The sequence below is a fragment of the Mycobacterium sp. Panama NTM2 genome (assembly GCF_054355555.1).
Window position 1 is genome coordinate 5,040,272 of the sequence record NZ_CM135953.1, and the last position, 22,956, is coordinate 5,063,227.

Below are 22,956 nucleotides of genomic sequence, written 5' to 3' on the forward strand. Positions count from 1 at the left end.
CAAGCCTCCTGGCTGGACTCTCGGCGTCGAATCGTCAGTCGCGGACTTCGTTGTCCTCGTAGACGATCCGACCGATCAGCTCGTACCGGTCCTTGTCGGCGAACTTGAAGTACAGCGCCATCGCCGCACCGAACGCGAACAACCCGACCACGATCCATGGTGTCAGCTTGAACAGCAGCGTGCCCGAGGCAGCACCGGCGGCGGCGTCTTTGTGCTCCCACAGCAGGTACACCACGTAGAGCATGCCGATGCCGCCGAGCAGCGGCGCGAGGAACGTCTTGAACCAGTGGGCGCTGGAGGGATGGTTCTTGTGGAAGTGGAAGTAGGCGACGACGGAGAAGGCACACAGCGACTGCACGATCAGGATCGCCATGGTGCCCAGGATCGCCAGCAGCGTGTACATGTGCACGTAGGGGTCCATACCGGCGAAGAAGAACGCCAGGATGATCACCAGCGTGATGCCGGTCTGCACGAACGAGGCGATGTGCGGCGAGCCGTGGTGCGGATGCGTGGCGCCCAGGGTCTTCTGCAGGCCGGCGTGCAGGCCCTCACGGCCCATGGCGTACAGGTAGCGCGATGCGCAGTTGTGGAATGCCATGCCGCACGCGAACGAACCGGTCACCAGCAGGATGTTGAACAGGGTGATCGCCCATTCCCCGTAGGTGCTGCGCACGGGGCCGAAGAAGATCTCCGAGCTGGTGTTGGCATCCTGGGCGAGCTCGATGGCCTTCTGCGGGCCGGTGCCGGCGATCGCCATCCAGGACACGAAGATGTAGAAGATGCCGACGCCGAGCACGGCGATCATGGTGGCGCGCGGGATGATCCGCTTGGGGTCCTTGGACTCCTCGCCGTACATGGCCGTGGATTCGAAGCCGACCCACGACCAGAACGCGAAGAACAGGCCGAGGCCGGCGCTGGCGCCGGCGATGGCTGCGGGCTGGAACGCGCCGACCGGGTTGAGGATCTGGCCGACGGCGAAGCCGTCCGGGCCACCGCCCTTGACCGCGACGGCCAGCGCACCGAGCGACAGCATGACGATCTCGGTGATCAGGAAGACGCCGAGCACCTTGGCGGTGAGGTTGACGTCGAAGTAGGTCAGGATGCAGTTCAGCGCCAGCATCAGCAGCGCAGGGATCAGCCAGTGGATCGTGATCCCGAGCTGACTGGAGAACAGATTCTGGAAGAAGAACGCGAAGATGCCGATCAGCGAGCCCTCGAACACGACGTAGGCCATCGTGATGATCAGCCCGCTCGCCATCCCGATCACCCGGCCGAGACCGTGGGAGATGTAGCCGTAGAACGCCCCCGTGGACGTGATGTGCTTGGCCATCGTCGCGTACCCGATCGCGAAGAGGCCCAACACGATCGTGGCGACGAGGTAACCGGCCGGGGCGTGGGTACCGTTGCCGAAACCGACGGCGATCGGCACGTTGCCGACCATCGCGGTGATCGGGGCCGCGGTCGCCACCGCCATGAAGATCACCCCGAAGGTGCCTACGGCGTTGCGCTTGAGCCGTTGCACCGAATCATTCGATGTTTGGCGGGGCACGACATCTTCTGTCATTCGACGAGCACCTTCCAGGCGAAGGGGAGACAGGCCATCATGGTCGGTCTGTGTGGCCTAGACCACAGGGGATATTCGGCAGTCATATTGGCACTACCAAATGAACCGCGCAACCCCAAACGGGCTCTGTTGACATAAATGGTCCTACCCTTTAGCTTTTGGTCAGCCCCCGCGACCTGACGACAGGGAGTTTCGTGTACGACTACGGCACGTTCTCGTTCGAATCCAAGGCACAGGTGCTCGAACGTGCCAAGGAGTACTGGAACCCGGACAAGACCCAGTTCTGGACCGACTCCGGGGTCGACCTCGTGATCGATCGCAGGCAGGACTACTTCCTGTGGGACATGAGCGGACGCCGCCTCATCGACATGCACCTCAACGGTGGCACCTACAACCTCGGCCATCGCAATCCCGAACTGGTCGCCGCCATCTCCGAAGGTATGCAGTACTTCGACGTCGGCAACCACCACTTCCCGTCTGTGGCGCGAACAGCATTGGCGCAGAAGCTGATCGAATCGGCGCCGGCGTCGCTGACCAAGGTCGCGTTCGGCTCCGGCGGCGGCGAGGCCATCGACATCGCGCTCAAGAGCGCGCGCCACGCCATGCAGCGTCGCAAGATCGTCTCGATCGTCAAGGCCTACCACGGCCACACCGGGCTGGCGGTGGCCACCGGTGACGACCGGTTCGCCAAACTGTTCCTCGCCGACCGGCCCGACGAGTTCGTGCAGGTGCCCTTCGGCGACACCGATGCGATGGAACAGGCACTGCGTGGTCGCGACGTCGCCGCGGTGATCATGGAGACCATCCCCGCCACCTACGGGTTCCCGTTGCCGCCCATCGGTTATCTGGAAGCGGTCAAGGAGATGTGCGTCCGCTACGACGCGCTCTACATCGCCGACGAGGTGCAGACCGGGCTGATGCGCACCGGCGAGATGTGGGCGATCACCAAACACGGCATCGAGCCCGACATCATGGTCACCGGCAAGGGCCTTTCCGGCGGCATGTATCCCATCACCGCCGCGCTGCTCAGCGATCGCGCGGCCCAGTGGCTCGAGCAGGACGGCTTCGGCCACATCTCCACCTTCGGCGGTGCCGAACTCGGTTGCGTGGCCGCACTCAAGACACTCGAGATCACTTCTCGCCCCGAAGTCCGCTCCTCGGTGCACTACATCGCCGACATCTTCGCCCGCGGTCTGGCTCGCATCCAGGCCGACCACCCGGACTGGTTCATCGGCATCCGGCAGAACGGCGTTGTCATCGGCCTGGAGTTCGACCACCCCGAGGGCGCGAAGTTCGTGATGCGCGAGCTGTACAACGGCGGCGTGTGGGCGATCTTCTCCACCCTCGATCCCCGTGTCCTGCAATTCAAACCGGGCCTACTGCTCAACCGCGAACTGTGCGAGGACGTGCTCGACCGCGTCGAGGTCGCCGTCGGGCGGGCGAAGCTGGCCGCGACCGGACGGAGGAAGCCGTGATATCGGTAGCGCAGGCGGGTCAACTGCTGGAACGGGCGCGCTTCGCCGCGGCCGCGTACGCCGAGTACGACCAGGCGTCGGTGGCGCGCATCGTCGAAGCGGTCGCCGATGCCGGGCACCGCAACGCCGAACGTTTCGCCGCGGCCGCCGTCGCCGAGACCCAGATGGGCGTCGTCGACCACAAGATCGTCAAGAACCGCGCCTGCTCACGCGGCATCGTGGACTTCTATCGCGACCAGGACTACGTGACCCCGCGCATCGACACGGCTCGCAAGATCGTGGAGATCCCCCGCCCGGCCGGTGTCGTGCTCGCACTGTGCCCGACCACCAATCCCGTTGCCACGGTGTACTTCAAGGTGATTCTGGCGCTGATGACGCGCAATGCGGTGGTCGTCGCGCCGCACCCGCGGGCCCGCCAGTGCTCGACCGAGGCGGCCCGCCTGCTGGCCGAGGCCGCCGTCGCAGCGGGTGCCCCCGACGGGGTCGTCCAGGTCATCGACGAACCGACCCTGCCGCTGATCGAAGCGATGATGATCGACGAACGCACCGACGTCATCGTCGCCACCGGCGGCACCGGCGTCGTGCGGGCGGCCTACTCCTCGGGCAATCCCGCGCTGGGTGTGGGGCCGGGCAACGTGCCCGTCTTCGTCGACGCGACGGCCGACATCGACGCCGCCGCGCGCCGCATCGTCGAGAGCAAGGCGTTCGACAACTCGGTGCTGTGCACCAACGAATCCGTACTGATCGCCGAGGAGGCGATCGCCGGCAAGCTCACCTCGGCACTCACCCGGCACGGCGCGCACGTCCTCGACGCCGACGCCACCCAGCGGCTGCGCGAGTTCATGTTCCCCGAGGGCGCCCTGAACACCGACGTGGTCGGGCGCGATGCCGCGTGGATCGCCGAGCGCATCGGGCTGCGGGTGACGCCCAAGACGAAGGTGCTGGTGGCCCCGTTCACCGATCTGATCGGCGAGGAGGTGCTCACCCACGAGAAACTCAGCCCGGTGCTCGGCATGACGACGGTCGCCGACGCGCAGCGCGGCATCCGCGCCGCCCGCGCGGTGGTCCGCATCGCCGGCGCCGGACACTCGGCCGCGATCCACAGCGAAAGCGCCTCCACCATCACCGAATTCGCAGCCAACGTGCCGGTTCTGCGGGTGTCGGTCAACGTCGGGAACTCCACGGGCAGCTCCGGCCTGGAGACCAACCTCGCGCCGTCGATGACGATCGGCACCGGGTTCGTCGGCCGCAGCTCGATCGGGGAGAACCTGCAGCCCGAGAACCTGATGAACTGGACGCGGATCGCCTACAACTCCGATGCCGGCGTCGCGATGCCCAGTTTCGCCGGGCTCTCACCGTGGCGCACCCCGGCCGAACCGGTGCCCGCGTATCCGCGCGCGTCGAACGACACGTCCGGCCCGGCGCCCGCTGCACCGGTGAGCCGCCCGACCGCGTCCCGCCGCGCCGCCGACCCGGGCATCGAGGCGCTGCGCGCCGAGCTGCGCGCACTGGTGGCCGAAGAACTCGCCCAACTGATCAAGAGGTGACCCGTGGCTGAACTGCGTTCGTTCATCTTCATCGATCGGCTCCAGCCGCAGACGATGTCGTATCTGGGTACCTGGATCAAAGGCGCCTTGCCGCGGGCCGGCGTGGCGGCCCAGATCATCGAGGTGGCACCAGGTCTCGACATCGAGGGCGTCACCGACGTCGCGCTCAAACACGCCGAGGTGCAGGCCGGAGTGCTCGTCGTCGAGCGTCAGTTCGGCTACCTGGAGTTCCACGGCGACACCGACGCCGTGCAGTCCGCCGCCGATGCGGCACTTGCCGAGCTGGGCCGTGACGGGGACGCGACGGCCGACGCCAAACCGCCGCAGATCCTGGCGTCGCGCATCATCTCCAGCATCGACTCCCAGCACGCATTCCTGATCAACCGCAACAAGATCGGGTCGATGGTGCTGGCCGGTGAGACGCTGTACGTGCTCGAGGTCGCGCCGGCCTCCTATGCGATCCTGGCCACCAACGAGGCCGAGAAAGCCGCCGACATCAAGGTCGTCGACTTCCGCATGATCGGCGCGACCGGCCGGGTCTACCTGTCCGGGAGCGAATCCGACATCCGCCAGGCCGCCGCGGCGGCCGAAGAAGCCCTGGCGCGGAGCGTGCGGTGAGCATCGACCGGGATGCGCTGCGCCAGCTGGTGCGCGAGGTGATCAGGGAGGCCATCGGCGACCTGAAACCTGCGCCGGCACCCCGCCCGGCTGCGCAGCCGTCCCCCCCACCGCCGGCCCCCCGGGTGCCGGAGGGTCCGGTGGCCACCGGGCCGTTGGCCGCCGACGAACGGTCGCGGGTGGACACAGTCCGCATCACCAACGACCGCGACCTCGACGTCTTCGTGCGGAACCTGTTGCGACTGTTCGAGAATCCCAAGACGCGCGCCGACCTTCGGCACGGCCGGCTGTCCTTTCGCCTGGCCGGGACGGAACGTCCAGGCGCCGGGGGCAGTCGACGCGTCGACCGCGGCGCGGTCACCGAGCGGCAGATCGCCGACATCGCCGCATCCGGCTCTTCCCTGGTCCTCGGCCCCAAGGCCGTGCTCACCCCGCTGGCCCGCGAACGCGCCCGTGCGCTGGGCGTGACGATCCACAAGGAGCGAACATGATCCGTGGCACGGTCACCGGTCAGGTCTGGTCGACCCGACGCATCGACGGTCTGCCGGCCGGCGCCTTCCTCGAAGTCGAGGTCGACGGCTCCGGGTCGCGGCTGATCGCGTTCGACGTCCTCGGCAGCGGCGTCGGCGAGCACGTCCTGATCACCCAGGGGTCGGTGGCGGCGAGCTGGTTCACCGGCACGCCGCCGCCGGTCGACGCCCTGATCATCGGCTCCATCGACCCCGACGAATAACCAGAACACCGTCATCACCACCCACACAGAAGGAGAAACCATGGCCAGCAACGCGATCGGCATGATCGAGACCAAGGGCTTCGTCGCGGCGCTCGCCGCGGCGGACGCAATGGTCAAGGCTGCCAACGTGACCATCACCGACCGTCAGCAGGTCGGTGACGGTCTGGTCGCCGTGATCGTCACCGGCGAGGTGGGCGCGGTCAAGGCCGCGACAGAGGCCGGCGCCGAGGCCGCCGCCCAGGTGGGCGAGCTCATCAGCGTGCACGTGATCCCGCGCCCGCACAACGAGCTCGGCGCGCACTTCTCCGTCGCCGCGCAGTAACCTCACCCGATGGCCGCCACCGACGCACCGACCCGGACCGACATCCGCGTCTACCTGCTTGTCGAGGATCTGCAGCAGCAGTTCGCCGCCTATCTCGGGACGCCGACCCGCGCCCGCGGCTATCCGCCGTATGCCGGGGAGCACGCGCTCATCGTCGAGGTGTCGCCGGCGCTGGCGATCGAGCGGGTCATCGACCTGGCACTGCGCGAGGTGCCCGGTATCCAACCCGGAATCCTCTACGTGGAACGCCAGTTCGGTGTCCTCGAGATCCACTCGAGCGATCTGGCCGACGTGCGCCGGGCCGGTGAGGCGATCCTGAACGGCACGAAGAGCTCGGCGTCCGATCAGCTGCGCCCGCGAGTGCTCTACCACGACGTGATCGCCGATATCACCGATCAGCACGCGGTGATCCTCAACCGCAACCGGCAGGCCTCGATGGTGCTGCCGGGGCAGTCGCTGCTCGTCTACGAGATGACACCGGCGCTGTTCGCCGCGGTCGCCGCCAACGAGGCCGAGCGCGCTGCACCCGGCCTGACCCTGGTCGACGTGCAGATGATCGGTGCGGCCGGCCGGCTCTACATCAGCGGCAGCACCAACGATGTGGTGACCGCCCGCGAGGCGATCACCACGGTGCTGCAGGGGATCGAGGGGCGGGACCATTGAGCGATCTCGGTGCTGACCTCGGCGGTGATGAGGTCGTCGCACAGAAGGCCCTCGAGGAGTTCGATTTGCCGCAGGGCTCGGCGCTGCGGCTGCTGAACCTCTCCGAGAACGCCACCTACGCCGTCGAAGAGCCCGGCTGCGGGCACCGGTCGATCCTGCGGGTACACCGCAAGAACTACCACCGCGCCGATCAGATCGAGTCCGAGCTGATGTGGCTGGACGCGTTGCGCCGTGACAGCGACGTCACGGTGCCGACGGTGGTGCCGACTCGTGACGGGCGTCGTGTGGTCACCGTCGAACACGAGGGGACACCACGGCACGTCGTGCACTTCGAGATGGTGCCCGGTGCCGAACCCGACGAGAACACCCTCAGCGGAACGGATTTCCACACGCTGGGATGTATCACCGCCGCGCTGCACGACCACGCTCGCAGCTGGCAGCGCCCCCCGGCGTTCAGTCGCTTCGCCTGGGACTGGGAGCACAGCCTGGGCGCCTCACCGCGCTGGGGACGCTGGCGTGACGCGATCGGGGTCGGAGAGTCCGAGGCCGAGGTCCTGATCCGGGCCGAGCAGCTGCTGGGCCAGCGGCTCGCCGAATACGGAACGGGCAGCGACACGTTCGGCCTGGTTCACGCCGACCTGCGGTTGGCCAACCTGCTGGTCGACGACGACACCATCACGGTGATCGATTTCGACGACTGCGGATTCGGTTGGTATTTCTACGACTTCGGCACCGCGGTGTCGTTCTTCGAAGATCACCCCTCGGTGCCGGAGTGGCAAGACGCCTGGGTCAGCGGCTACCGCACCCGCCGCGAGATGTCCGCCGCCGACGAGGACATGCTCGCGTCGTTCGTGCTGCTGCGGCGGATGCTGCTGCTCGCCTGGATGGGCACGCACAGCCACTCCCGGGAATCGCAGGCCATTTCCGTGACCTATGCGGCAGGCAGTTGCATGCTCGCCGAGAAGTACCTGTCCTCCGACGGTCACTCGCTGACCTGACATTCGAAAGGTTCGTCCATGTTCACCTCCCTGCAGGGCCGTACGGCCATCGTGACCGGTGGCAGCAAGGGCATCGGCCGAGGCATCGTCGAGGTCTTTGCCCGTGCCGGTGTCAACGTCGTGCTCACCGGCCGCACCCAGGCCGACATCGACCGCACGGTCGCTGATTTCGCCAACCTGCCGGGCACGGTGAGCGGTCACACCGCCGATGTGACCAGTCCGGACGACTGCCGCGCGGTGGTGGCGGCCGCGGTCGAACGTCACGGCGGCCTCGACATCGTCTGCGCCAACGCGGGAATCTTCCCGTCGGCGTCGCTGAGCGAGATGACCCCGGAGGATCTCGACCAGGTGCTCGACACCAACGTCAAAGGCACCTTCTACATCGTGCAGGCCGCTCTGGAGCCGCTGACCGCCAGCGGCCACGGCCGCATCGTGCTGACCTCGTCGATCACCGGACCCATCACCGGCTTTCCCGGCTGGTCGCACTACGGCGCCAGCAAGGCCGCGCAGCTCGGGTTCCTGCGCACCGCGGCCATCGAGTTGGCGCGCAAGAAGATCACCGTCAACGCGGTGCTGCCCGGCAACATTCTGACCGAGGGCCTCGTCGAGATGGGTGAGCAGTACATGGACCAGATGAAGGCCGCCATCCCCACCGGCACGCTCGGCACGGTCGCCGACATCGGTAACGCGGCACTGTTCTTCGCCACCGACGAAGCCGCCTACATCACCGGTCAGACGCTCGTCGTCGACGGCGGTCAGATCCTGCCGGAATCGGCAGAGGCGCTCGCCGACCTCTGAGGAGCACGTATCCTGATTTGGTCCGACCAAATTCAGGCGCGAGGAGACGCGGGTGGCCACGCATACCGAAGACCTGCGGCGCCGGATCGTGGCCGACATCAACGCTGGCGAGCCGGGCACCAAGCTCGGCAGCGAGCGTGAGCTCGCCGACCGGTATCGCACCAGCCGCTCCAGCTTGCGTCAGGTTCTGGCCGCTCTGGAGGAGGCCGGCCTGGTCGACCGGGTGATCGGGCGGGCCGGCGGGATCTTCATCAGCCACGCGCAGGTGCAGCGCAGCCTCGGCGACGTCGTCGGAGTCCCCGCGTTCCTGGCCAGCCAGGGTTATGTCGCAGGCACCCGGGTGCTGTCCACCAAGATCTGCGCCGCCGACGCCACCTCACAGAAGGCACTGGGCCTGTCCGGCGACGACTTCGTCGTCGAGATCCAGCGTGTCCGGCTGGCCGACGGTTCGCCGATCTCCCTGGAGCTCGCGCAGTTTCCCGCCGACGCGTTTCCGGGCCTGCTCGAACAGCAGCTCGGAGGCTCGCTCTACGAGATCCTGGAGAGCCGCTACGGTCTGGTCGCTGCGCGGGCCGACGAGCGCATCGAGGCGGTGAACGCCACCGATGAAGAGGCCAATCTTCTTGGCATCCAGGCTAATTCGGCCCTGCTGCTGATCACCCGGATCACCTACGACCAGCACGACACCCCGTGTGAATTCTCCCGCGACCTCTTCCGCGGTGACCGCACCCGGCTCGCGGTCACCGCGCAGGGCCGCGGCGTCGGCGTCGCGCCGGAGGTGGCGGCGGCATCGGTGGCGTCGGTCGCCCTGCAGAGCCGGGACCGGCGCGCCGTCTGACACCGGTCTGTCACAGTGACACGGTGACCAGTACGTGCGGCGCCGGCAGATTCGCCCCGAGCCCGTCGGCCGACCTGCACCTGGGGAACCTACGCACCGCGGTGCTCGCCTGGTTGTTCGCCCGCGCCACCGGCCGCCGGTTCCTGATGCGCGTCGAGGACCTCGACGACCGCACTCACACCGACATCGCCGAGCGCCAACTCGCCGACCTGGCCGCCATCGGCGTCACCTGGGACGGCCCGGCCACCAGGCAGACCGACCACCCGGACCGCTACGACGCCGTCGTCGAGGATCTCGACCGGCGTGGCCTGCTCTATGAGTGCTATTGCAGCCGACGCGACATCGCGCAGGCGCCGCGGGCGCCGCACGCCCCCGAGGGGGCGTATCCGGGTACGTGCCGCGACCTCACCGACACCGAGCGGGCGCACCGGCGCGCGGACACCGGGCGGCCCCCGGCGTTGCGGTTGCGGACCGACACCACGACGGCGACGGTGCACGACCTGCTGCACGGCGACTACACGGGTCTGGTCGACGACTTCGTCGTCCGCCGCGGCGACGGCGTACCCGCCTACAACCTGGCGGTCGTCGTCGACGACGCCGAAGCCGGGATCGACCAGGTGGTCCGAGGAGACGACCTGTTATCCTCCTCGCCCCGGCAGGCCTATCTCGCCCGGCTGCTCGGCCACCCCGAACCGGTCTACGCCCATGTGCCGCTGGTCCTCAACGCCGACGGCGCCCGGCTGGCCAAACGCGATGGCGCGGTCACCCTCGCCGAGATCGGCGTCGAGCAGACGCTGGCCCTGATCGCCGACTCTCTCGGATTCACGTCGAGCACCGTGGACGGCATGCTCGACGATTTCGATCCGGCGCGTCTACCCCGCTCACCGTGGGTATATGTGCCCGGGTGATCAGAACCCTGTCGATCCTTCTCCTCGCGGCGCTGATCCTCACCGGATGCGCCGGGTCCTCGGGCGGCGGCGACACCCCGATCGCCTCGGCCGGGGTGCTGCGGGTGGGGACCGAGGGCGTGTACGCCCCGTTCTCCTACCACGATGCCGCGACGGGAGAGCTGGTCGGATACGACGTCGACGTGGCACGCGCCGTCGCAGAGAAGCTCGGCGTGCGCGTCGAGTTCGTCGAGACGCCGTGGGATGCGATGTTCGCCGCGCTGGAGGCCGACCGGTTCGACGTGGTCGCCAACGAGGTCACGATCAACCCCGAACGCCAAGCCAAATACGACCTCTCGCAGCCGTATTCAGTAGGTGAGGGCGTCATCGTCACCCGTGCCGGCGACACCTCGATCACGTCGACGGCGGATCTGAAAGGCAAGGTGGCCGCCGAGAACGCCACCAGCAACTGGTCCGAGGTCGCCCGCAGGGCCGGCGCCCGGGTGGAAACGGTCGAGGGCTTCACCCAGGCGATCACCCTGCTCAGCCAGGGCCGCGTCGACGTCGTCATCAACGACAGCATCGCGGTGTACGCCTATCTGGCCGAGACCAAGGACACCTCGGTCAAGATCGCCGGCACTGTCGGGGAGAAGAGCGAGCAGGGCTTCGCCGCCCGCAAGGACAGCGGGCTGCTGCCCGAACTGAACAGCGCGCTCGACCAACTCCGCGCCGACGGCACGCTCGCGCGGATCTCGCAGAAGTACCTCAACGCCAACGCCTCCGGGGCGCCCGAGGCCGCCGACACGGCGCCCCCGGCGCGGTCCACCTGGCAGCTGGTCCGGGAGAACCTCTGGCCGCTGGCGCGGGCGGCATTGACGATGACGATCCCGCTGACCGTGATCAGTTTCGCTCTGGGTCTGGTGATCGCCCTCGCGGTGGCGTTGGCGCGGCTGTCGTCGAACATCGTGGCCAGCAACGTCGCCCGGTTCTACATCTCGGTGATCCGCGGGACTCCGCTGCTGGTGCAGTTGTTCATCGTGTTCTTCGCCCTACCCCAGTTCGGTGTGAAGATCGACCCGTTCCCCGCCGCGGTGATCGCGTTCTCGCTGAACGTCGGCGGATACGCCGCCGAGATCATCCGATCGGCGATCCAGAGCATCCCGAAGGGGCAGTGGGAGGCGGCGCAGACCATCGGTCTGGACTACGCAGGAACCCTGCGCCGGATCATCCTGCCCCAGGCGACCCGCGTCGCGGTACCCCCGCTGTCGAACACCCTGATCTCCCTGGTGAAAGACACCTCGCTGGCGTCGACCATCCTCGTCACCGAGCTCCTGCGGCAGGCGCAGATCATCGCCGCGCCGACGTTCGAGTTCTTCGCCCTCTACGGCACCGCCGCCGTCTACTACTGGGTGATCTGCCTGGTGTTGTCGTTCGGTCAGGCCAGAATCGAGCATCGACTGGAGAGGTACGTGGCGAGATGACGAGCGCTCGCGCGAGGAACAGAAGATGATGACGAGCGCTCGCGCGAGGAGGAGAAGATGATGAGCGAGGACCGGATCATCGCCCGAGGCGTGCGGAAGTCCTTCGGCCCGTTGGAGGTGCTCAAGGACGTGTCGTTCACCGTGCCCCGCGGTTCGGCGACGACGATCATCGGACCTTCCGGCTCCGGCAAGACCACCTTGCTGCGTGCGCTCAATGCACTCGACGCTCCGGACGCCGGCGTGATCCGCGTCGGGGACGTCGAGATCGACTTCAGCGCACCCGTCACGAAGAACACGCTGCGCGAGTACCGGGCCCAGAGCGGCTTCGTGTTCCAGTCCCACAACCTGTTTCCGCACAAGACGGTGCTGGAGAACGTCATCGAGGGACCGGTCGTCGCGCAGAAACGGCCGCGCGAGCAGGCCCGGGCCGAGGCGGTGACCTTGCTCGACCAGGTGGGGCTGGCCGACAAGCGCGACCAGTATCCGTTCCAACTCTCCGGCGGTCAGCAGCAGCGCGTCGGCATCGCCCGGGCGCTCGCGCTGAACCCCAAGGTCGTGCTGTTCGACGAGCCCACCTCGGCATTGGACCCGGAACTGGTGGGCGAAGTACTGGCGGTGATCCGCGATCTGGCAGTCGAGGGGCAGACGCTGGTGATCGTCACCCATGAGATCCAGTTCGCCAGGCAAGTGTCCGATCAGGTGCTGTTCACCGACTCCGGGGTGATCCTCGAGCAGGGCCCGCCCGCCGCGGTGATCGGCGACCCGCAGCACGAGCGCACCCGGCAGTTCCTGCAGCGAATCCTCAAGCCGCTCTAGACCACCGTGAGAAGCTGTCGGCATGGCAGCACTCGAGGCCGACGTCGTGATCGTCGGTGCGGGCATCTCCGGGCTGATCGCGGCGCGCACGGTCCTCGCCGCCGGCCTGACCCCGCTGGTCCTGGAGGCCGACGAACGCGTCGGGGGCCGCGTGCTCACCGAGGAGGTGGCCCCCGGGTTGCCGGTGGAGCTGGGCGCCCAGTGGATCGGCGACACCCACCACCGGATGTTCGCGCTCGCTGCCGAACTCGGTGTGCAGACCTACGAGCAGTACGACGAGGGGGAGACCTCCTACGAACTGGTCGGCTCGGGGGTGTTGCGCGAGAACGAGTTCCATCGCCGATTCGGGGGTGAGCTCGCCGAGCTGGAGAAGGTGCTGCGGCTGCTCGACGAGCTGGCGGCCGAGGTTCCGCCGGAGGCACCGTGGACGGCTCCGCACGCCGCGGAGTGGGACGCGATCACCGCGGGCGCCTGGTACGACGGCCAGGGACTCTCCCCGGTGGCGCGCACGCTGCTGGAGATCTGCACAGTCGGAATCCTCGCGGTGCCAACGGTAGAGGTGTCGTTCCTGCATCTGCTGTTCACGATCCAGACGTGCGGTGTGACCGCCGAACTGTTCGCCGAATCCGAAGGTGGGGCGCAAACGACCCGGTTCGTCGGCGGGACGGCCGAGATCCCGAACCGGTTGGCGGCGTTGGTCGAGAGCCATCTCGTGCTCGAGGCCCCGGTGCAGCTGATCGAGCACACTGCCGACAGCGTCAACGTGCACTGCCGCGGCGGCCGCACCGCCCGCGCGCGCCGGGTCATCGTGGCCATCTCGCCGATGCTGGCGGGCCGCATCGCCTACGATCCACCGCTGTCGGGGTATCGCGACCAGCTCACCCAGCGCATGCCGAACTCGGCTGCCATGAAAGCGTTTTTCGTCTACGACGAGCCGTTCTGGCGTGCCGACGGCCACAACGGCCAGTTGATCTCCGACATCGGACCGGCCCGGATGTCCAACGACACCTGCCTGCCCGGCGACGACCGCGGGGTGATCCTGCTGTTCCTGGAGGGCGAGCAGGCGCGCACGCACCTGCACTGGTCCGAGGAGGATCGGCGGGCGGCACTCACCGCGGAACTGGTCCGCCACTACGGGGATCGGGCGGCGAACCCCCAGTACTACATCGACGGCGAATGGGGCAGCCGGCAGTGGACGCGAGGCTGCTACAACGCCAACTGCGGGCCGCTCGTGTGGACCACCTACGGCCCCGCACTCGCCGAGCCGATCGGGGTCATCCACTGGGCCTCGACCGATACCGCCACGCACTGGAGCGCTTACATGGAGGGCGCCGTCGAAGCGGGCGAGCGCGCTGCCGGCGAGGTCATCGCCGCGCTGAGTTAGCCTGCGTCACAACGTGATCGACAGCTCCTCCATCCCCCGCAGGGTGACGTTCGGTTTGTAGGCCGGCTCGGCGGCCAGGCGTGCATCGGGGAAGCGGGTGGTCAGCGCGGTCAGCGCCACGGTGGCTTCCACTCGCGCCAGCGGAGCGCCGATGCAGAAATGCGGGCCCTTGCCGAACCCGAGGTGGCGGATCGCCGGACGTTCCGGGTCGAACTCGTCGGGGCGCTCCGTCGCCGCTGGGTCGCGGTGCGCAGCGGCCAGCAGAAGCAACATGTTGTCTCCCTTGGGAATACGGGCCCCCCCGATCGTCATGTCCTCCCCCGCGACGCGGCCGATCAGCTGCACCGGCGGGTCGTAGCGCAGCGTCTCCTCGATCACCGCGGCGGCACGGCTCGGATCGCGGGTCAGCGCGGCCCACTGGTCGGGGTGGCGCAGCAGCGCCAGCGTCGCGTTCGCGATGAGGTTCACCGTCGTCTCGTGCCCGGCGATCAGCAGCAGATTGCAGGTGGCGACGATCTCGTCCTCGGTGAGCACGTCGCCGGACTCCTCCACAGCGACCAGCGCCGACATCAGGTCCTCGCCGGGTTCGCGCCGTCGCTCGGCGATCAGCCCGCGCAGGTACTCCCGCAGCCACTGTCCTGCGCGCAACCGCTCCTCGACGCCGTCATCGGCAGCACCGGTGATCGACACGAACGGGTCCAGCCCTTGGGCGAGCCGGGCGGAGGCGTCGCGGAAGCGTGGCTCGTCGTCGACGGGCACGCCGAGCAGCCGGCAGATCACCGCGACCGGCAGCGGATGGGCCAGTCCGGCGACCGCGTCGAACGGGCTCGCCGCCGCATCGAGCAGCTCGTCCACCATGCCGGTGATGGCGGGCTCCAGTTCGCGCACGACCTTCGGCACGAACGCTTTGCTGACCAGCCGGCGCAGCCGGGTGTGGTCGGGCGGATCGAGGAACAGGAAGCCGGGCGGTCCGAGCGGGCGCGCCGGAGCGCCGTTGGCGATCGCACGCCGGGCCACCGTGGACTTCAGCCGGTCGCTGCACGCGGCCGGGTGACGGAGCACCTCGTCGCAGTCGGCGTAGGACGTGAACACCGCGAGGTTGTGATCGGGCAGAACCAGGGGGCCGTGCTCGCGGAGGCCGGCATAGAGCGGGTAGGGGTCGGCGCGGTGATCAGGATCGAGGAGCTCGCGCAGCAGGACGTCCGGCGCTTCGTCGATCCTGCCTGTGGTCATGCCCTATTGTGCCCGCGTCCCGTAGTACCGCCCCAGCACATGCTCGCGCAGCTCGTCGAAGCGGCCGGCCAGGATGGCCGCGCGGATGTCGTCGACCAGCCGCACGACGAAGCGTTCGTTGTGGATCGTCGCCAGCGTCGAGGCCAGGATTTCCTTTGCCTTGAACAGATGGCGCAGGTAGGCGCGCGTGTAGTGGGCGCAGGTGTAGCAGTCGCATTCGTCGTCGATCGGCGTGAAGTCGCGCCGGTAACGCGAGCCCGTGAGGTTGTACCGACCGGTGCGGGAGTAGACCGCCGCGTTGCGCGCCACCCGCGAGGGCGAGACGCAGTCGAAGGTGTCGGCGCCGGCCGCCACCGCCGCGAACAGGTCATCGGGTTCGCTGATGCCGAGCAGATGCCGGGGCTTGTCGGCGGGCAGTTCGCTGGTGACCCAGCCGACGATGGTGGCGAGGTTCTGCTTCTCCAGCGCACCGCCGATCCCGTAGCCGTCGAACCCGGCACCGTCGTCGTCGACGATCTCGGTCAGCCCGCGCGCGGCCTGGCGGCGCAGGTCCTCGTATTGCGCGCCCTGCACCACACCGAACAGAGCCTGGGGCGGTTTGTCGGCGCGTACCTGCGTGAGCCGGCGATGCTCGGCCAGGCAGCGCTGCGCCCACCGGTGCGTGCGCTCGACCGACTGCTCCTGGTATCCGCGGGTGTTGACCAACGTGGTCAGCTCGTCGAACGCGAAGATGATGTCGGCGCCGAGCTGATGCTGGATACCGATCGACACCTCGGGGGTGAAGCGGTGCGTCGAGCCGTTGAGGTGCGAGCGGAACGTCACGCCGTCGTCGTCGACGTGGGCGAGCCGCTGCTTGCCCTCGGCGATGATGTCGTCTGTCTGCACCCGCGTGGTGTCCATCGCCAGGACCTTCTTGAACCCGACGCCCAGCGACATCACCTGGAAGCCACCACTGTCGGTGAACGTGGGACCCGGCCAGTTCATGAAGGCGCCCAGGCCGCCCGCCTCGTCCACGATGTCTGCGCCGGGTTGCAGATAGAGATGGTAGGCGTTGGCCAGAATCGCCTGCGCGCCAAGACTTTTCATGGTTTCAGGCAGAACCGCCTTGACGGTGGCCTGGGTGCCGACGGCGATGAAGGCTGGGGTGCGGATGTCGCCGTGCGGGGTGTGGATCACCCCTGCTCGGCCCGCCCGCCCTGGCAATTCCGCCTCGACGCAGAAGTACGGATCGCGGGTGTTCGGGGGCGGCACGGACGTAGATTCTTCCATTGTGAGGATTCGAGGCGCATGGGCCGGTGCTGCGGCGGCAGTGCTGGCCGGGTGCTCGTCGGCACCGCCACCCTACGACCCGCCCCCGGGCCAGCTCGTCGCCGGCACCGCACAGGTCAGCGTCAACGGTCAGGATCTCGGGAAAACCGAGTCGGTGCGCTGCACGCCGGCCGGTTCCCTGATGACGATCGAGACCGGTGACGACAGCCGCGGGGTCTCGGCGATGGTGTCCAACGCCGACGGACTGGTGGTTCGCCAGGTCGGCATCACCGATCTGGGCGGGTTCACCGGCAGCTACAACGCGGGGCTCGGAGGTGATGCCTCGGTGAGCATGACGGGCCGCACCTACGAGATCACCGGCACCGCGGACGGCTTCGCCACCGACAGCCCGAGTTTCCGCACGTCGGGCACGTTCACCATCGCCGTTTCCTGTTGACTCGGGGCCGCCCGCTGCCCGGCGAGCCTGCATATCGGCTGCCAATCAGCTGTGTCACATTTTCGCAATCTGGATAACTCCGACCTGCCCGCCGCCCATACTGGCCGCGGTGATCCAGCGGCGGATCCCCATGAAGACATGAAGGAGAACCGTGATGAAGCGTGACGTCCTGGTCGCCGTGGGCGGCGCAGCGATCCTCATCGCCGGCCTGTCGGGCTGTTCGTCCGAGAAGAAGTCGGAGACATCCGGAGAGACCTCGTCGGTCGCGGCCGCTGAGGGCAAGTCCACCGTCACGATCGACGGTCAGGACCAGGAGATCCAGGGCAACGTCGTCTGCACGGACGCGGGCGGCAACACCAACATCGCGATCGGCAACACGACAGGCGGTGTCGGCGCTGTGGTGAGCACCGGCGACAACCCGTCGGTGGTCTCCGTGGCGCTGGGCGATGTGAACGGCGTGACACTCGGCTACGCCAGCGGTTCGGGCCAGGGTGAGGCCAAGGTCGAGAAGGACGACAAGACCTACAAGATCTCGGGGACCGCCACCGGCGTCGACATGGCCAACCCGCTGCAACCGGTCAACAAGCCGTTCGAGCTCGAAGTGACCTGCCCCTGAATCACGACGGTCGGTAACCGGCGGCCGACTGCCGCAGCTGCCAGATCTGTGCCGGGCAGAGTTCGTTGACGGCCTGGTTGATCAGATAGGCGCCCTGGTACCAATCGGTGCTGTGGAAGTCGGCCGTCACCTGGTCCACCAGGTCGGCGTAGCTGGTCTTCGCCGCGACCCGATCGCAGATGCTGCGTCCGTAGCCGATCGCGGCGTCGGCGTTCGGGAAGTTGTAGCCGGGCCGCACCGTGACGTTGACCAGATACGCCACCGTGTCGGCAGCCGCCGACGGCGCGGAGACGACGGCGGCCGCCGACCCGAGTGCCAACCCGAGCGTGACCGCAGTAGACCGCGCCTTCATGAGCCGACACGCTACGCGCCATGGCGCGATATCGGGTCAATGCCGGCAAAGCCCGCTCGGGAGCGCGGCCGGACCACTTAGGCTGCAGGGCATGAGAGGTCTGCTCGCACTTGCCGGTGGTCTGCTGGTCGCCCCGGTCCTGGGGTTCGGCGCCGGAACGGCGACCGCGTCGCCGGGCGCCTGCGACGACGCCGCATGCGTCCCATACGTGGACCGCGGGGTCCATGCCGGCGGTGAATGCAACCAGGCGACCCGCTACAACTTCGGCCTCGATGCCGGCGGCAACACGCTGGCGTGCAGTTCCAATCGCGTGTGGGTGTCGTTCCCGCCGCTTGTCGGCGTGCGTCTGCTCCGCTCGCCGTGCGGCGATGCGACCGGCGTGGCGCAATCGCCCGACGGTGTGCCGATGAAGTGCGCCGGCGGCGCGTGGTCCGCCGATTACTCCGTGATGTTCTACGGCTGACGCACACTGTCTGTCATGGACCGTGACGGCGATTACGACGACGCAGGACCCGACAACACGCTCGGACCGAGTGAATCCCTGGACTCCGACGAGGTGCGCAACGACGACGGTGACATCGTCGTCGATCCGCCGGATCAGTGGATCGAGGCCGAGGAGGACGAGAGCCTCGACGAGCGCCTCGCCGCCGAGGAACCCGACGTGCTGGCCCCGACTGGCGAGGCCGAGGTGCGGACCGACCGTCGTGATCACGGCCAGATCGACGGCACCCCCGAGGACGGGGACTCGTTTTACACCGTGGTCGACGACGACGAGTGATCAGGCGCGAATCAGCACGGGCCCGAGGGCCTCGTACCGACGGGCGGTGGCCGGGTCGAGTTCGGCTCCGCTGACGATCGATTCGAAGTCGGACACTTTCGCGAAGCGACAGAAGCTGCTCTCGCCGAACTTCGAGTGTGCGGCGACCAGGATGGGCCGCCGCGCCACGTGTACGGCGGTGCTCTTCACCGCGGCCACCGCAGGATCGGGCGTCGTCAGCCCGTGCTCGAGTGAGATCCCGTTGGTGCCGAGGAAGGCCACGTCGATCACCAGTCCGGAGAGCATGTCGACCGCCCAGTGGTCGACGGTCGCCAGCGTCCTGCCCCGCATGCGACCGCCGAGTAGCAGCACGGTGACGGAACGGCTGTGGGCCAACGCCTCGGCCGCCAGCAGCGACGAGGTCACGACCGTCAGCTCCTCCTCGGCCAGCCGTTCGGCGATCAACCGGGGCGTGAATCCCTCGTCCAGATAGACGGTTTCGGCCCCGTGCAACAGTTCGGTGGCCGCGATCGCGATGCGGTGCTTCTGCGCGAGATCGACCTGGCTGCGGTACTCCACACCCGATTCGAACGCGGCCGTCTCCAACGGCACCGCGCCGCCGTGCACCCGCTTGAGCAGACGGCGGCCGGCCAGCACCTTCAGGTCACGGCGGATGGTCTCGCTCGCGACGTCCAGCTCTGTCGCGAGCGAGGCCACCTCGACTCGCCCTCGGGTGCGGGCGAACTCGACGATCCGGCTCTGGCGGGTGTCGGAATCCACCGACGTCACGCTAGTCCGCCGCGGTGAGTATCGCCTTGATCTCCTCCGCCGACGTCGCCGCCCGCAGCCGGGCGACGTCGTCGGCCTTCAAGAACACCTGCGCGATCTTCGTCAGCAGCGCCATGTGATCCTTTCCCGCCCCGGCGATCCCGACCACGAACTCGGCCGGCTTGCCGTTCCAGTCGATCGGCTCGGAGTAGCGCACGAACGACAGCCCCGTCCGCCGGATCGTGTCCTTGGCCTCGTTGGTGCCGTGCGGGATCGCCAGACCGTTGCCCATGTACGTCGAGATCGAACTCTCCCGGTCGTGCATCGCGGTGACATAGGCCTGCTCGACTGCGCCTGCGGCGACCAGCAACTGACCGGCTTCGTCGATCGCATCGGCGGCGGTGCGCGCCGTCCCGTCGAGCACGATCGAGTCCACCGACAGGACGTCGCCGCCGGTCGTCGCCACGGGCTCGGCCGGCTCGTCGGATACCGGGGCTGCTTCGACGCCCGCTGCCCCGTTGGTCTCGGCCAGCGTGTCGACGATCTCGTCGTAGCGGGGGCTGCCCATGAAGTCGTCGACGGAGACGTGACGCGCCGAGGGCGTCCGTTGGCGGGCCCGATCGGTCAGGTCGCGGTGCGACACCACGAGGTCGTAGGTGTCGGTGAGGTTGGAGATGGCCGCGTTCGACACCTTCACGTCCCCGAAGCCCGCGCCCTGGATCTTGCGGCGCAGCACCGAAGCACCCATCGCCGACGACCCCATCCCGGCGTCGCAGGCGAACACGATGGTGTGAATGGGTCCCGCCTTCGTGGCGACACCCCCGCCGACGAGAGCCGAAGCCACACTGGACTTCTTGCCCTTCATCGACTCCATGCTCGCCGCCGCGGCAGCGAGATCGGGCTCATCGGTGTCTTTGTCGGTCTTCAGCAGGAACGCCGCGACCGCGAACGACACCGCGGTGGCGCCGAGCACCGCCAACGTCACGCCGAGGAAGCTGTTCCCCGGCGTCTGGGCGTAGATGGCGATGATCGACCCCGGTGCGGCGGGAGCGCGCAGTCCCGAACCGAACAACACGTTGATGAACACACCGGTCATCCCGCCGAGGATCGTTGCGGCCAGCAGCTTGGGCTTCATCAGCACGTACGGGAAGTAGATCTCGTGGATGCCGCCGAAGAACTGGATGATCGCCGCACCCGGGGCCGACGCGCGGGCCGCGCCACGCCCGAAGAACATGAACGCCAGCAGCACGCCGAGTCCGGGGCCGGGGTTGGTCTCCAGCAGGAAGAGGATCGACTTCCCGGTTTCCAGCGCCTGTGTGGTGCCCAACGGGGTGAGCACGCCGTGGTTGATGGCGTTGTTGAGGAACAGCACCTTCGCCGGTTCGATCAGGATCGAGGTGAGCGGCAGCAGATCGTTGTCGACGAGGAAGTCCACGGCGTTGCCGGCGCCGCGGGTGAACGCCGAGACGATCGGGCCGACGCCGAAGAAGCCGACGATCGCGAGCAACATGCCGAGGATGCCGGCGGAGAAGTTGTCGACGAGCATCTCGAACCCGGGACGGATCTTGCCTTCCCACAGCGCGTCCAGCTTCTTCATGCACCAGCCGCCGAGCGGGCCCATCAGCATGGCGCCCATGAACATCGGCACGTCGGAGCCGGTCACCACGCCGATCGTGGCGATCGCCCCGACCACCGCGCCGCGATTGCCGTGCACCATCCGGCCGCCGGTGTAGCCGATCAGGATCGGCAGCAGGTAGGTGATCATCGGGCCGACGATGCCGCCGCCGTCGTAGGAGCCCCATCCCCCGATGTGGGCGACCCACCCATCGGGATTCTTCAACGCAGAGAAGATGCCCTGCAGCCAGCCCTGCTCGATGAACAGCGCGGTGATCAGGCCCCACGCGATGAACGCCCCGATGTTGGGCATGACCATGTTCGACAGTGCCGTGCCGAATTTCTGGACGCGCACCCGCGCCCCGGCACGGGGTGGTGTGTCCTGGGTTGCTGTTGCCATGGAACTCCTCCGATTCTTGCCGGTGACGCCGGTCACATGTGCAAGTAGACCGCACAAACGGGCATTCACGCAAGCATTCGGGCATATTCGGTCAGTATTGATGGTGGTTTTATGCCCGGATGGCGGATAGAGTGCTCAACAGCACACCACTCGAGCACGTTGCCGATCCCGAGAGGACTCCCACGATGAAGGCACTGCGCTTCTACGCCCCCGAAGACGTCCGGTTGGAAGACGTGCCGGAACCCGACTGCGCATCCGATGAGGTCAAGCTGCGCGTGCGCAACTGCTCGACGTGCGGCACCGATGTGAAGATCTTCTACAACGGCCACCAGAACCTGACGCCGCCGCGCACGATCGGACACGAGATCGCCGGTGAGATCGTCGAGGTGGGCGATCAGGTCAACGCCACCTATGGCAGCAACTGGGCCGTCGGCGATCGGGTGCAGGTGATCGCAGCGGTGCCGTGTGGTGAATGCTACGAGTGCCGCAAGGGCTGGATGGCGGTGTGCCAGAACCAGACATCGATGGGATACCAGTACGACGGCGGCTTCGCCGAGTACATGATCGTGCCCCGTGAGGTGCTCAAAGTCGATGGGCTGAACCGCATTCCGGACAACGTCGGCTTCGACGAGGCATCTGCCGCCGAGCCGTTCGCCTGTGCGATCAACGCCCAGGAACTGCTCGGCATCGAAGAGGGCGACACCGTCGTCGTGTTCGGCGCCGGGCCGATCGGGTGCATGCACATCCGCATTGCGCGCGGCGTACACAACTGCGGCCCGGTGTATCTGGTCGACGTGAACGCTGCCCGCCTGCAGATGTCGGCCGATGCCGTCGCTCCCGACGAGATCATCAACGGTGCCGAGGTGGACGTGGTGCAGCGGGTCATGGAGTTGACGGGTGGCCGCGGTGCCGACGTGGTGATCACCGCGACTGCTGCGAATGTCGCTCAGGAACAGGCTATTTCGATGGCGGCGCGCAACGGTCGGATCTCGTTCTTCGGCGGTCTGCCCAAGACCGACCCGACGATCACTTGCGACTCGAACCTGGTGCACTACCGGCAGCTGCACATCCACGGCGCGAACGGCTCTGCCCCCGAACACAACAAGCGGGCGCTGGAGTACATCTCGAGCGGGCAGGTGCCGGTCAAGGACCTCATCACCCGTCACATCCCCCTCGACGACGTGCTCGAGGCCTTCCGGATCGTCAAGAACGGCGAAGCGATCAAGGTGACGGTCGAGCCCGTGCCTGCCGAGGTGCCCGCCGGCGTCTGACGTCGCTCGGCCCGAGCCTGTGACCAAGGCGACCCGGTCGACCCGTGACGGCGTGTTTCAAAAACGAACCGTTCAGGTACCCCTGACCCAACGGCTCGACCCCCGGGCTGGATATC

25 protein-coding genes are annotated in these 22,956 nt (G+C 67.8%); 19 read left to right on the top strand and 6 right to left on the bottom strand.

The window, feature by feature from the left end; translation table 11 throughout:
- Positions 1–34 precede the first annotated feature (34 nt).
- Positions 35–1,564 (bottom strand): APC family permease, encoded by a 1,530-nt coding sequence (locus ACXYX3_RS24160; RefSeq protein ID WP_241204738.1) that lies wholly within the window; start codon positions 1,562–1,564, stop codon positions 35–37.
- A gap of 194 nt (positions 1,565–1,758) precedes the next feature.
- On the opposite strand from ACXYX3_RS24160, the gene ACXYX3_RS24165 reads away from it, so the two are divergent.
- The 14 genes from ACXYX3_RS24165 to ACXYX3_RS24230 are packed head-to-tail and all read left to right on the top strand — an operon-like array spanning position 1,759 to position 14,124.
- A complete protein-coding gene (locus ACXYX3_RS24165; protein ID WP_241204865.1) occupies positions 1,759–3,039 on the top strand; it encodes a class-III pyridoxal-phosphate-dependent aminotransferase in 1,281 nt (426 codons plus the stop codon).
- Positions 3,036–4,586, top strand: coding sequence for an aldehyde dehydrogenase family protein (locus ACXYX3_RS24170; protein ID WP_458609318.1), 1,551 nt, complete (start codon positions 3,036–3,038; stop codon positions 4,584–4,586). Before ACXYX3_RS24165 ends, ACXYX3_RS24170 begins: the two co-directional genes overlap by 4 nt.
- 3 nt (positions 4,587–4,589) lie before the next feature.
- Positions 4,590–5,204, top strand: a complete 615-nt coding sequence (locus ACXYX3_RS24175; protein ID WP_458609319.1) for a BMC domain-containing protein — start codon at positions 4,590–4,592, stop codon at positions 5,202–5,204.
- Positions 5,201–5,695 (top strand): hypothetical protein, encoded by a 495-nt coding sequence (locus tag ACXYX3_RS24180; RefSeq protein ID WP_458609320.1) that lies wholly within the window; start codon positions 5,201–5,203, stop codon positions 5,693–5,695. The genes ACXYX3_RS24175 and ACXYX3_RS24180 overlap by 4 nt, the downstream gene beginning before the upstream one ends.
- Positions 5,692–5,937, top strand: a complete 246-nt coding sequence (locus ACXYX3_RS24185; RefSeq protein ID WP_241204742.1) for a EutN/CcmL family microcompartment protein — start codon at positions 5,692–5,694, stop codon at positions 5,935–5,937. Before ACXYX3_RS24180 ends, ACXYX3_RS24185 begins: the two co-directional genes overlap by 4 nt.
- A 40-nt stretch (positions 5,938–5,977) precedes the next feature.
- On the top strand, positions 5,978–6,259 hold the full coding sequence (locus tag ACXYX3_RS24190; protein WP_241204743.1) for a BMC domain-containing protein: 282 nt from the start codon (positions 5,978–5,980) through the stop codon (positions 6,257–6,259).
- Positions 6,260–6,268: 9 nt separating this feature from the next.
- Positions 6,269–6,922: a microcompartment protein gene (locus tag ACXYX3_RS24195; RefSeq protein WP_458609321.1), complete on the top strand. Its 654-nt coding sequence runs from the start codon at positions 6,269–6,271 to the stop codon at positions 6,920–6,922.
- A complete protein-coding gene (locus tag ACXYX3_RS24200) occupies positions 6,919–7,920 on the top strand; it encodes a phosphotransferase enzyme family protein (RefSeq protein ID WP_458609322.1) in 1,002 nt (333 codons plus the stop codon). The genes ACXYX3_RS24195 and ACXYX3_RS24200 overlap by 4 nt, the downstream gene beginning before the upstream one ends.
- Positions 7,921–7,938: 18 nt before the next feature.
- Positions 7,939–8,718, top strand: coding sequence for a 3-oxoacyl-ACP reductase FabG (fabG, locus tag ACXYX3_RS24205; RefSeq protein WP_458609323.1), 780 nt, complete (start codon positions 7,939–7,941; stop codon positions 8,716–8,718).
- A 52-nt stretch (positions 8,719–8,770) separates the two neighbouring features.
- Entirely contained in the window at positions 8,771–9,556 is a 786-nt protein-coding gene (locus ACXYX3_RS24210) for a GntR family transcriptional regulator (RefSeq protein ID WP_241204746.1), read from the top strand.
- A gap of 23 nt (positions 9,557–9,579) precedes the next feature.
- A complete protein-coding gene (gene gluQRS / locus ACXYX3_RS24215; protein WP_458609324.1) occupies positions 9,580–10,464 on the top strand; it encodes a tRNA glutamyl-Q(34) synthetase GluQRS in 885 nt (294 codons plus the stop codon).
- A complete protein-coding gene (locus ACXYX3_RS24220; protein ID WP_458609325.1) occupies positions 10,461–11,924 on the top strand; it encodes an ABC transporter permease subunit in 1,464 nt (487 codons plus the stop codon). Before gluQRS ends, ACXYX3_RS24220 begins: the two co-directional genes overlap by 4 nt.
- A gap of 60 nt (positions 11,925–11,984) precedes the next feature.
- Positions 11,985–12,740 carry an amino acid ABC transporter ATP-binding protein gene (locus ACXYX3_RS24225; RefSeq protein ID WP_458612212.1) on the top strand — a complete coding sequence of 252 codons (756 nt, stop codon included), beginning with the start codon at positions 11,985–11,987 and terminating at the stop codon, positions 12,738–12,740.
- Positions 12,741–12,762: 22 nt separating this feature from the next.
- On the top strand, positions 12,763–14,124 hold the full coding sequence (locus ACXYX3_RS24230) for a flavin monoamine oxidase family protein (RefSeq protein ID WP_241204750.1): 1,362 nt from the start codon (positions 12,763–12,765) through the stop codon (positions 14,122–14,124).
- Positions 14,125–14,130: 6 nt separating this feature from the next.
- Here the strand turns inward: ACXYX3_RS24230 and ACXYX3_RS24235 are convergent, their stop codons facing one another.
- Both ACXYX3_RS24235 and tgt read right to left on the bottom strand, forming a co-directional pair.
- Positions 14,131–15,357: a cytochrome P450 gene (locus ACXYX3_RS24235; protein WP_458609326.1), complete on the bottom strand. Its 1,227-nt coding sequence runs from the start codon at positions 15,355–15,357 to the stop codon at positions 14,131–14,133.
- A 3-nt stretch (positions 15,358–15,360) separates the two neighbouring features.
- A complete protein-coding gene (gene tgt, locus ACXYX3_RS24240; RefSeq protein ID WP_241204752.1) occupies positions 15,361–16,626 on the bottom strand; it encodes a tRNA guanosine(34) transglycosylase Tgt in 1,266 nt (421 codons plus the stop codon).
- 7 nt (positions 16,627–16,633) lie between these two features.
- Here tgt and ACXYX3_RS24245 point away from each other — a divergent pair, with 7 nt between their 5' ends.
- The gene (locus tag ACXYX3_RS24245) at positions 16,634–17,062 is read left to right on the top strand and encodes a lipoprotein LpqH (RefSeq protein WP_458612213.1); all 429 of its coding nucleotides are present in this window, start codon (positions 16,634–16,636) and stop codon (positions 17,060–17,062) included.
- 154 nt (positions 17,063–17,216) lie between these two features.
- Positions 17,217–17,678: a lipoprotein LpqH gene (locus tag ACXYX3_RS24250; RefSeq protein ID WP_458609327.1), complete on the top strand. Its 462-nt coding sequence runs from the start codon at positions 17,217–17,219 to the stop codon at positions 17,676–17,678.
- A 1-nt stretch (position 17,679) separates the two neighbouring features.
- Here ACXYX3_RS24250 and ACXYX3_RS24255 read toward each other — a convergent pair whose 3' ends face one another.
- On the bottom strand, positions 17,680–18,030 hold the full coding sequence (locus ACXYX3_RS24255) for a DUF732 domain-containing protein (protein ID WP_458609328.1): 351 nt from the start codon (positions 18,028–18,030) through the stop codon (positions 17,680–17,682).
- A gap of 91 nt (positions 18,031–18,121) precedes the next feature.
- Here ACXYX3_RS24255 and ACXYX3_RS24260 point away from each other — a divergent pair, with 91 nt between their 5' ends.
- Positions 18,122–18,493: a hypothetical protein gene (locus ACXYX3_RS24260; RefSeq protein ID WP_241204756.1), complete on the top strand. Its 372-nt coding sequence runs from the start codon at positions 18,122–18,124 to the stop codon at positions 18,491–18,493.
- A 15-nt stretch (positions 18,494–18,508) separates the two neighbouring features.
- On the top strand, positions 18,509–18,808 hold the full coding sequence (locus ACXYX3_RS24265) for a hypothetical protein (RefSeq protein WP_458609329.1): 300 nt from the start codon (positions 18,509–18,511) through the stop codon (positions 18,806–18,808).
- Here the strand turns inward: ACXYX3_RS24265 and ACXYX3_RS24270 are convergent, their stop codons facing one another.
- Entirely contained in the window at positions 18,809–19,567 is a 759-nt protein-coding gene (locus ACXYX3_RS24270; RefSeq protein ID WP_241204758.1) for a DeoR/GlpR family DNA-binding transcription regulator, read from the bottom strand.
- Positions 19,568–19,577: 10 nt separating this feature from the next.
- Positions 19,578–21,569 carry a PTS mannitol transporter subunit IICBA gene (locus ACXYX3_RS24275; RefSeq protein ID WP_458609330.1) on the bottom strand — a complete coding sequence of 664 codons (1,992 nt, stop codon included), beginning with the start codon at positions 21,567–21,569 and terminating at the stop codon, positions 19,578–19,580.
- A gap of 185 nt (positions 21,570–21,754) precedes the next feature.
- Here ACXYX3_RS24275 and ACXYX3_RS24280 point away from each other — a divergent pair, with 185 nt between their 5' ends.
- Entirely contained in the window at positions 21,755–22,840 is a 1,086-nt protein-coding gene (locus ACXYX3_RS24280) for a zinc-dependent dehydrogenase (protein ID WP_458609331.1), read from the top strand.
- Positions 22,841–22,956 lie beyond the last annotated feature (116 nt).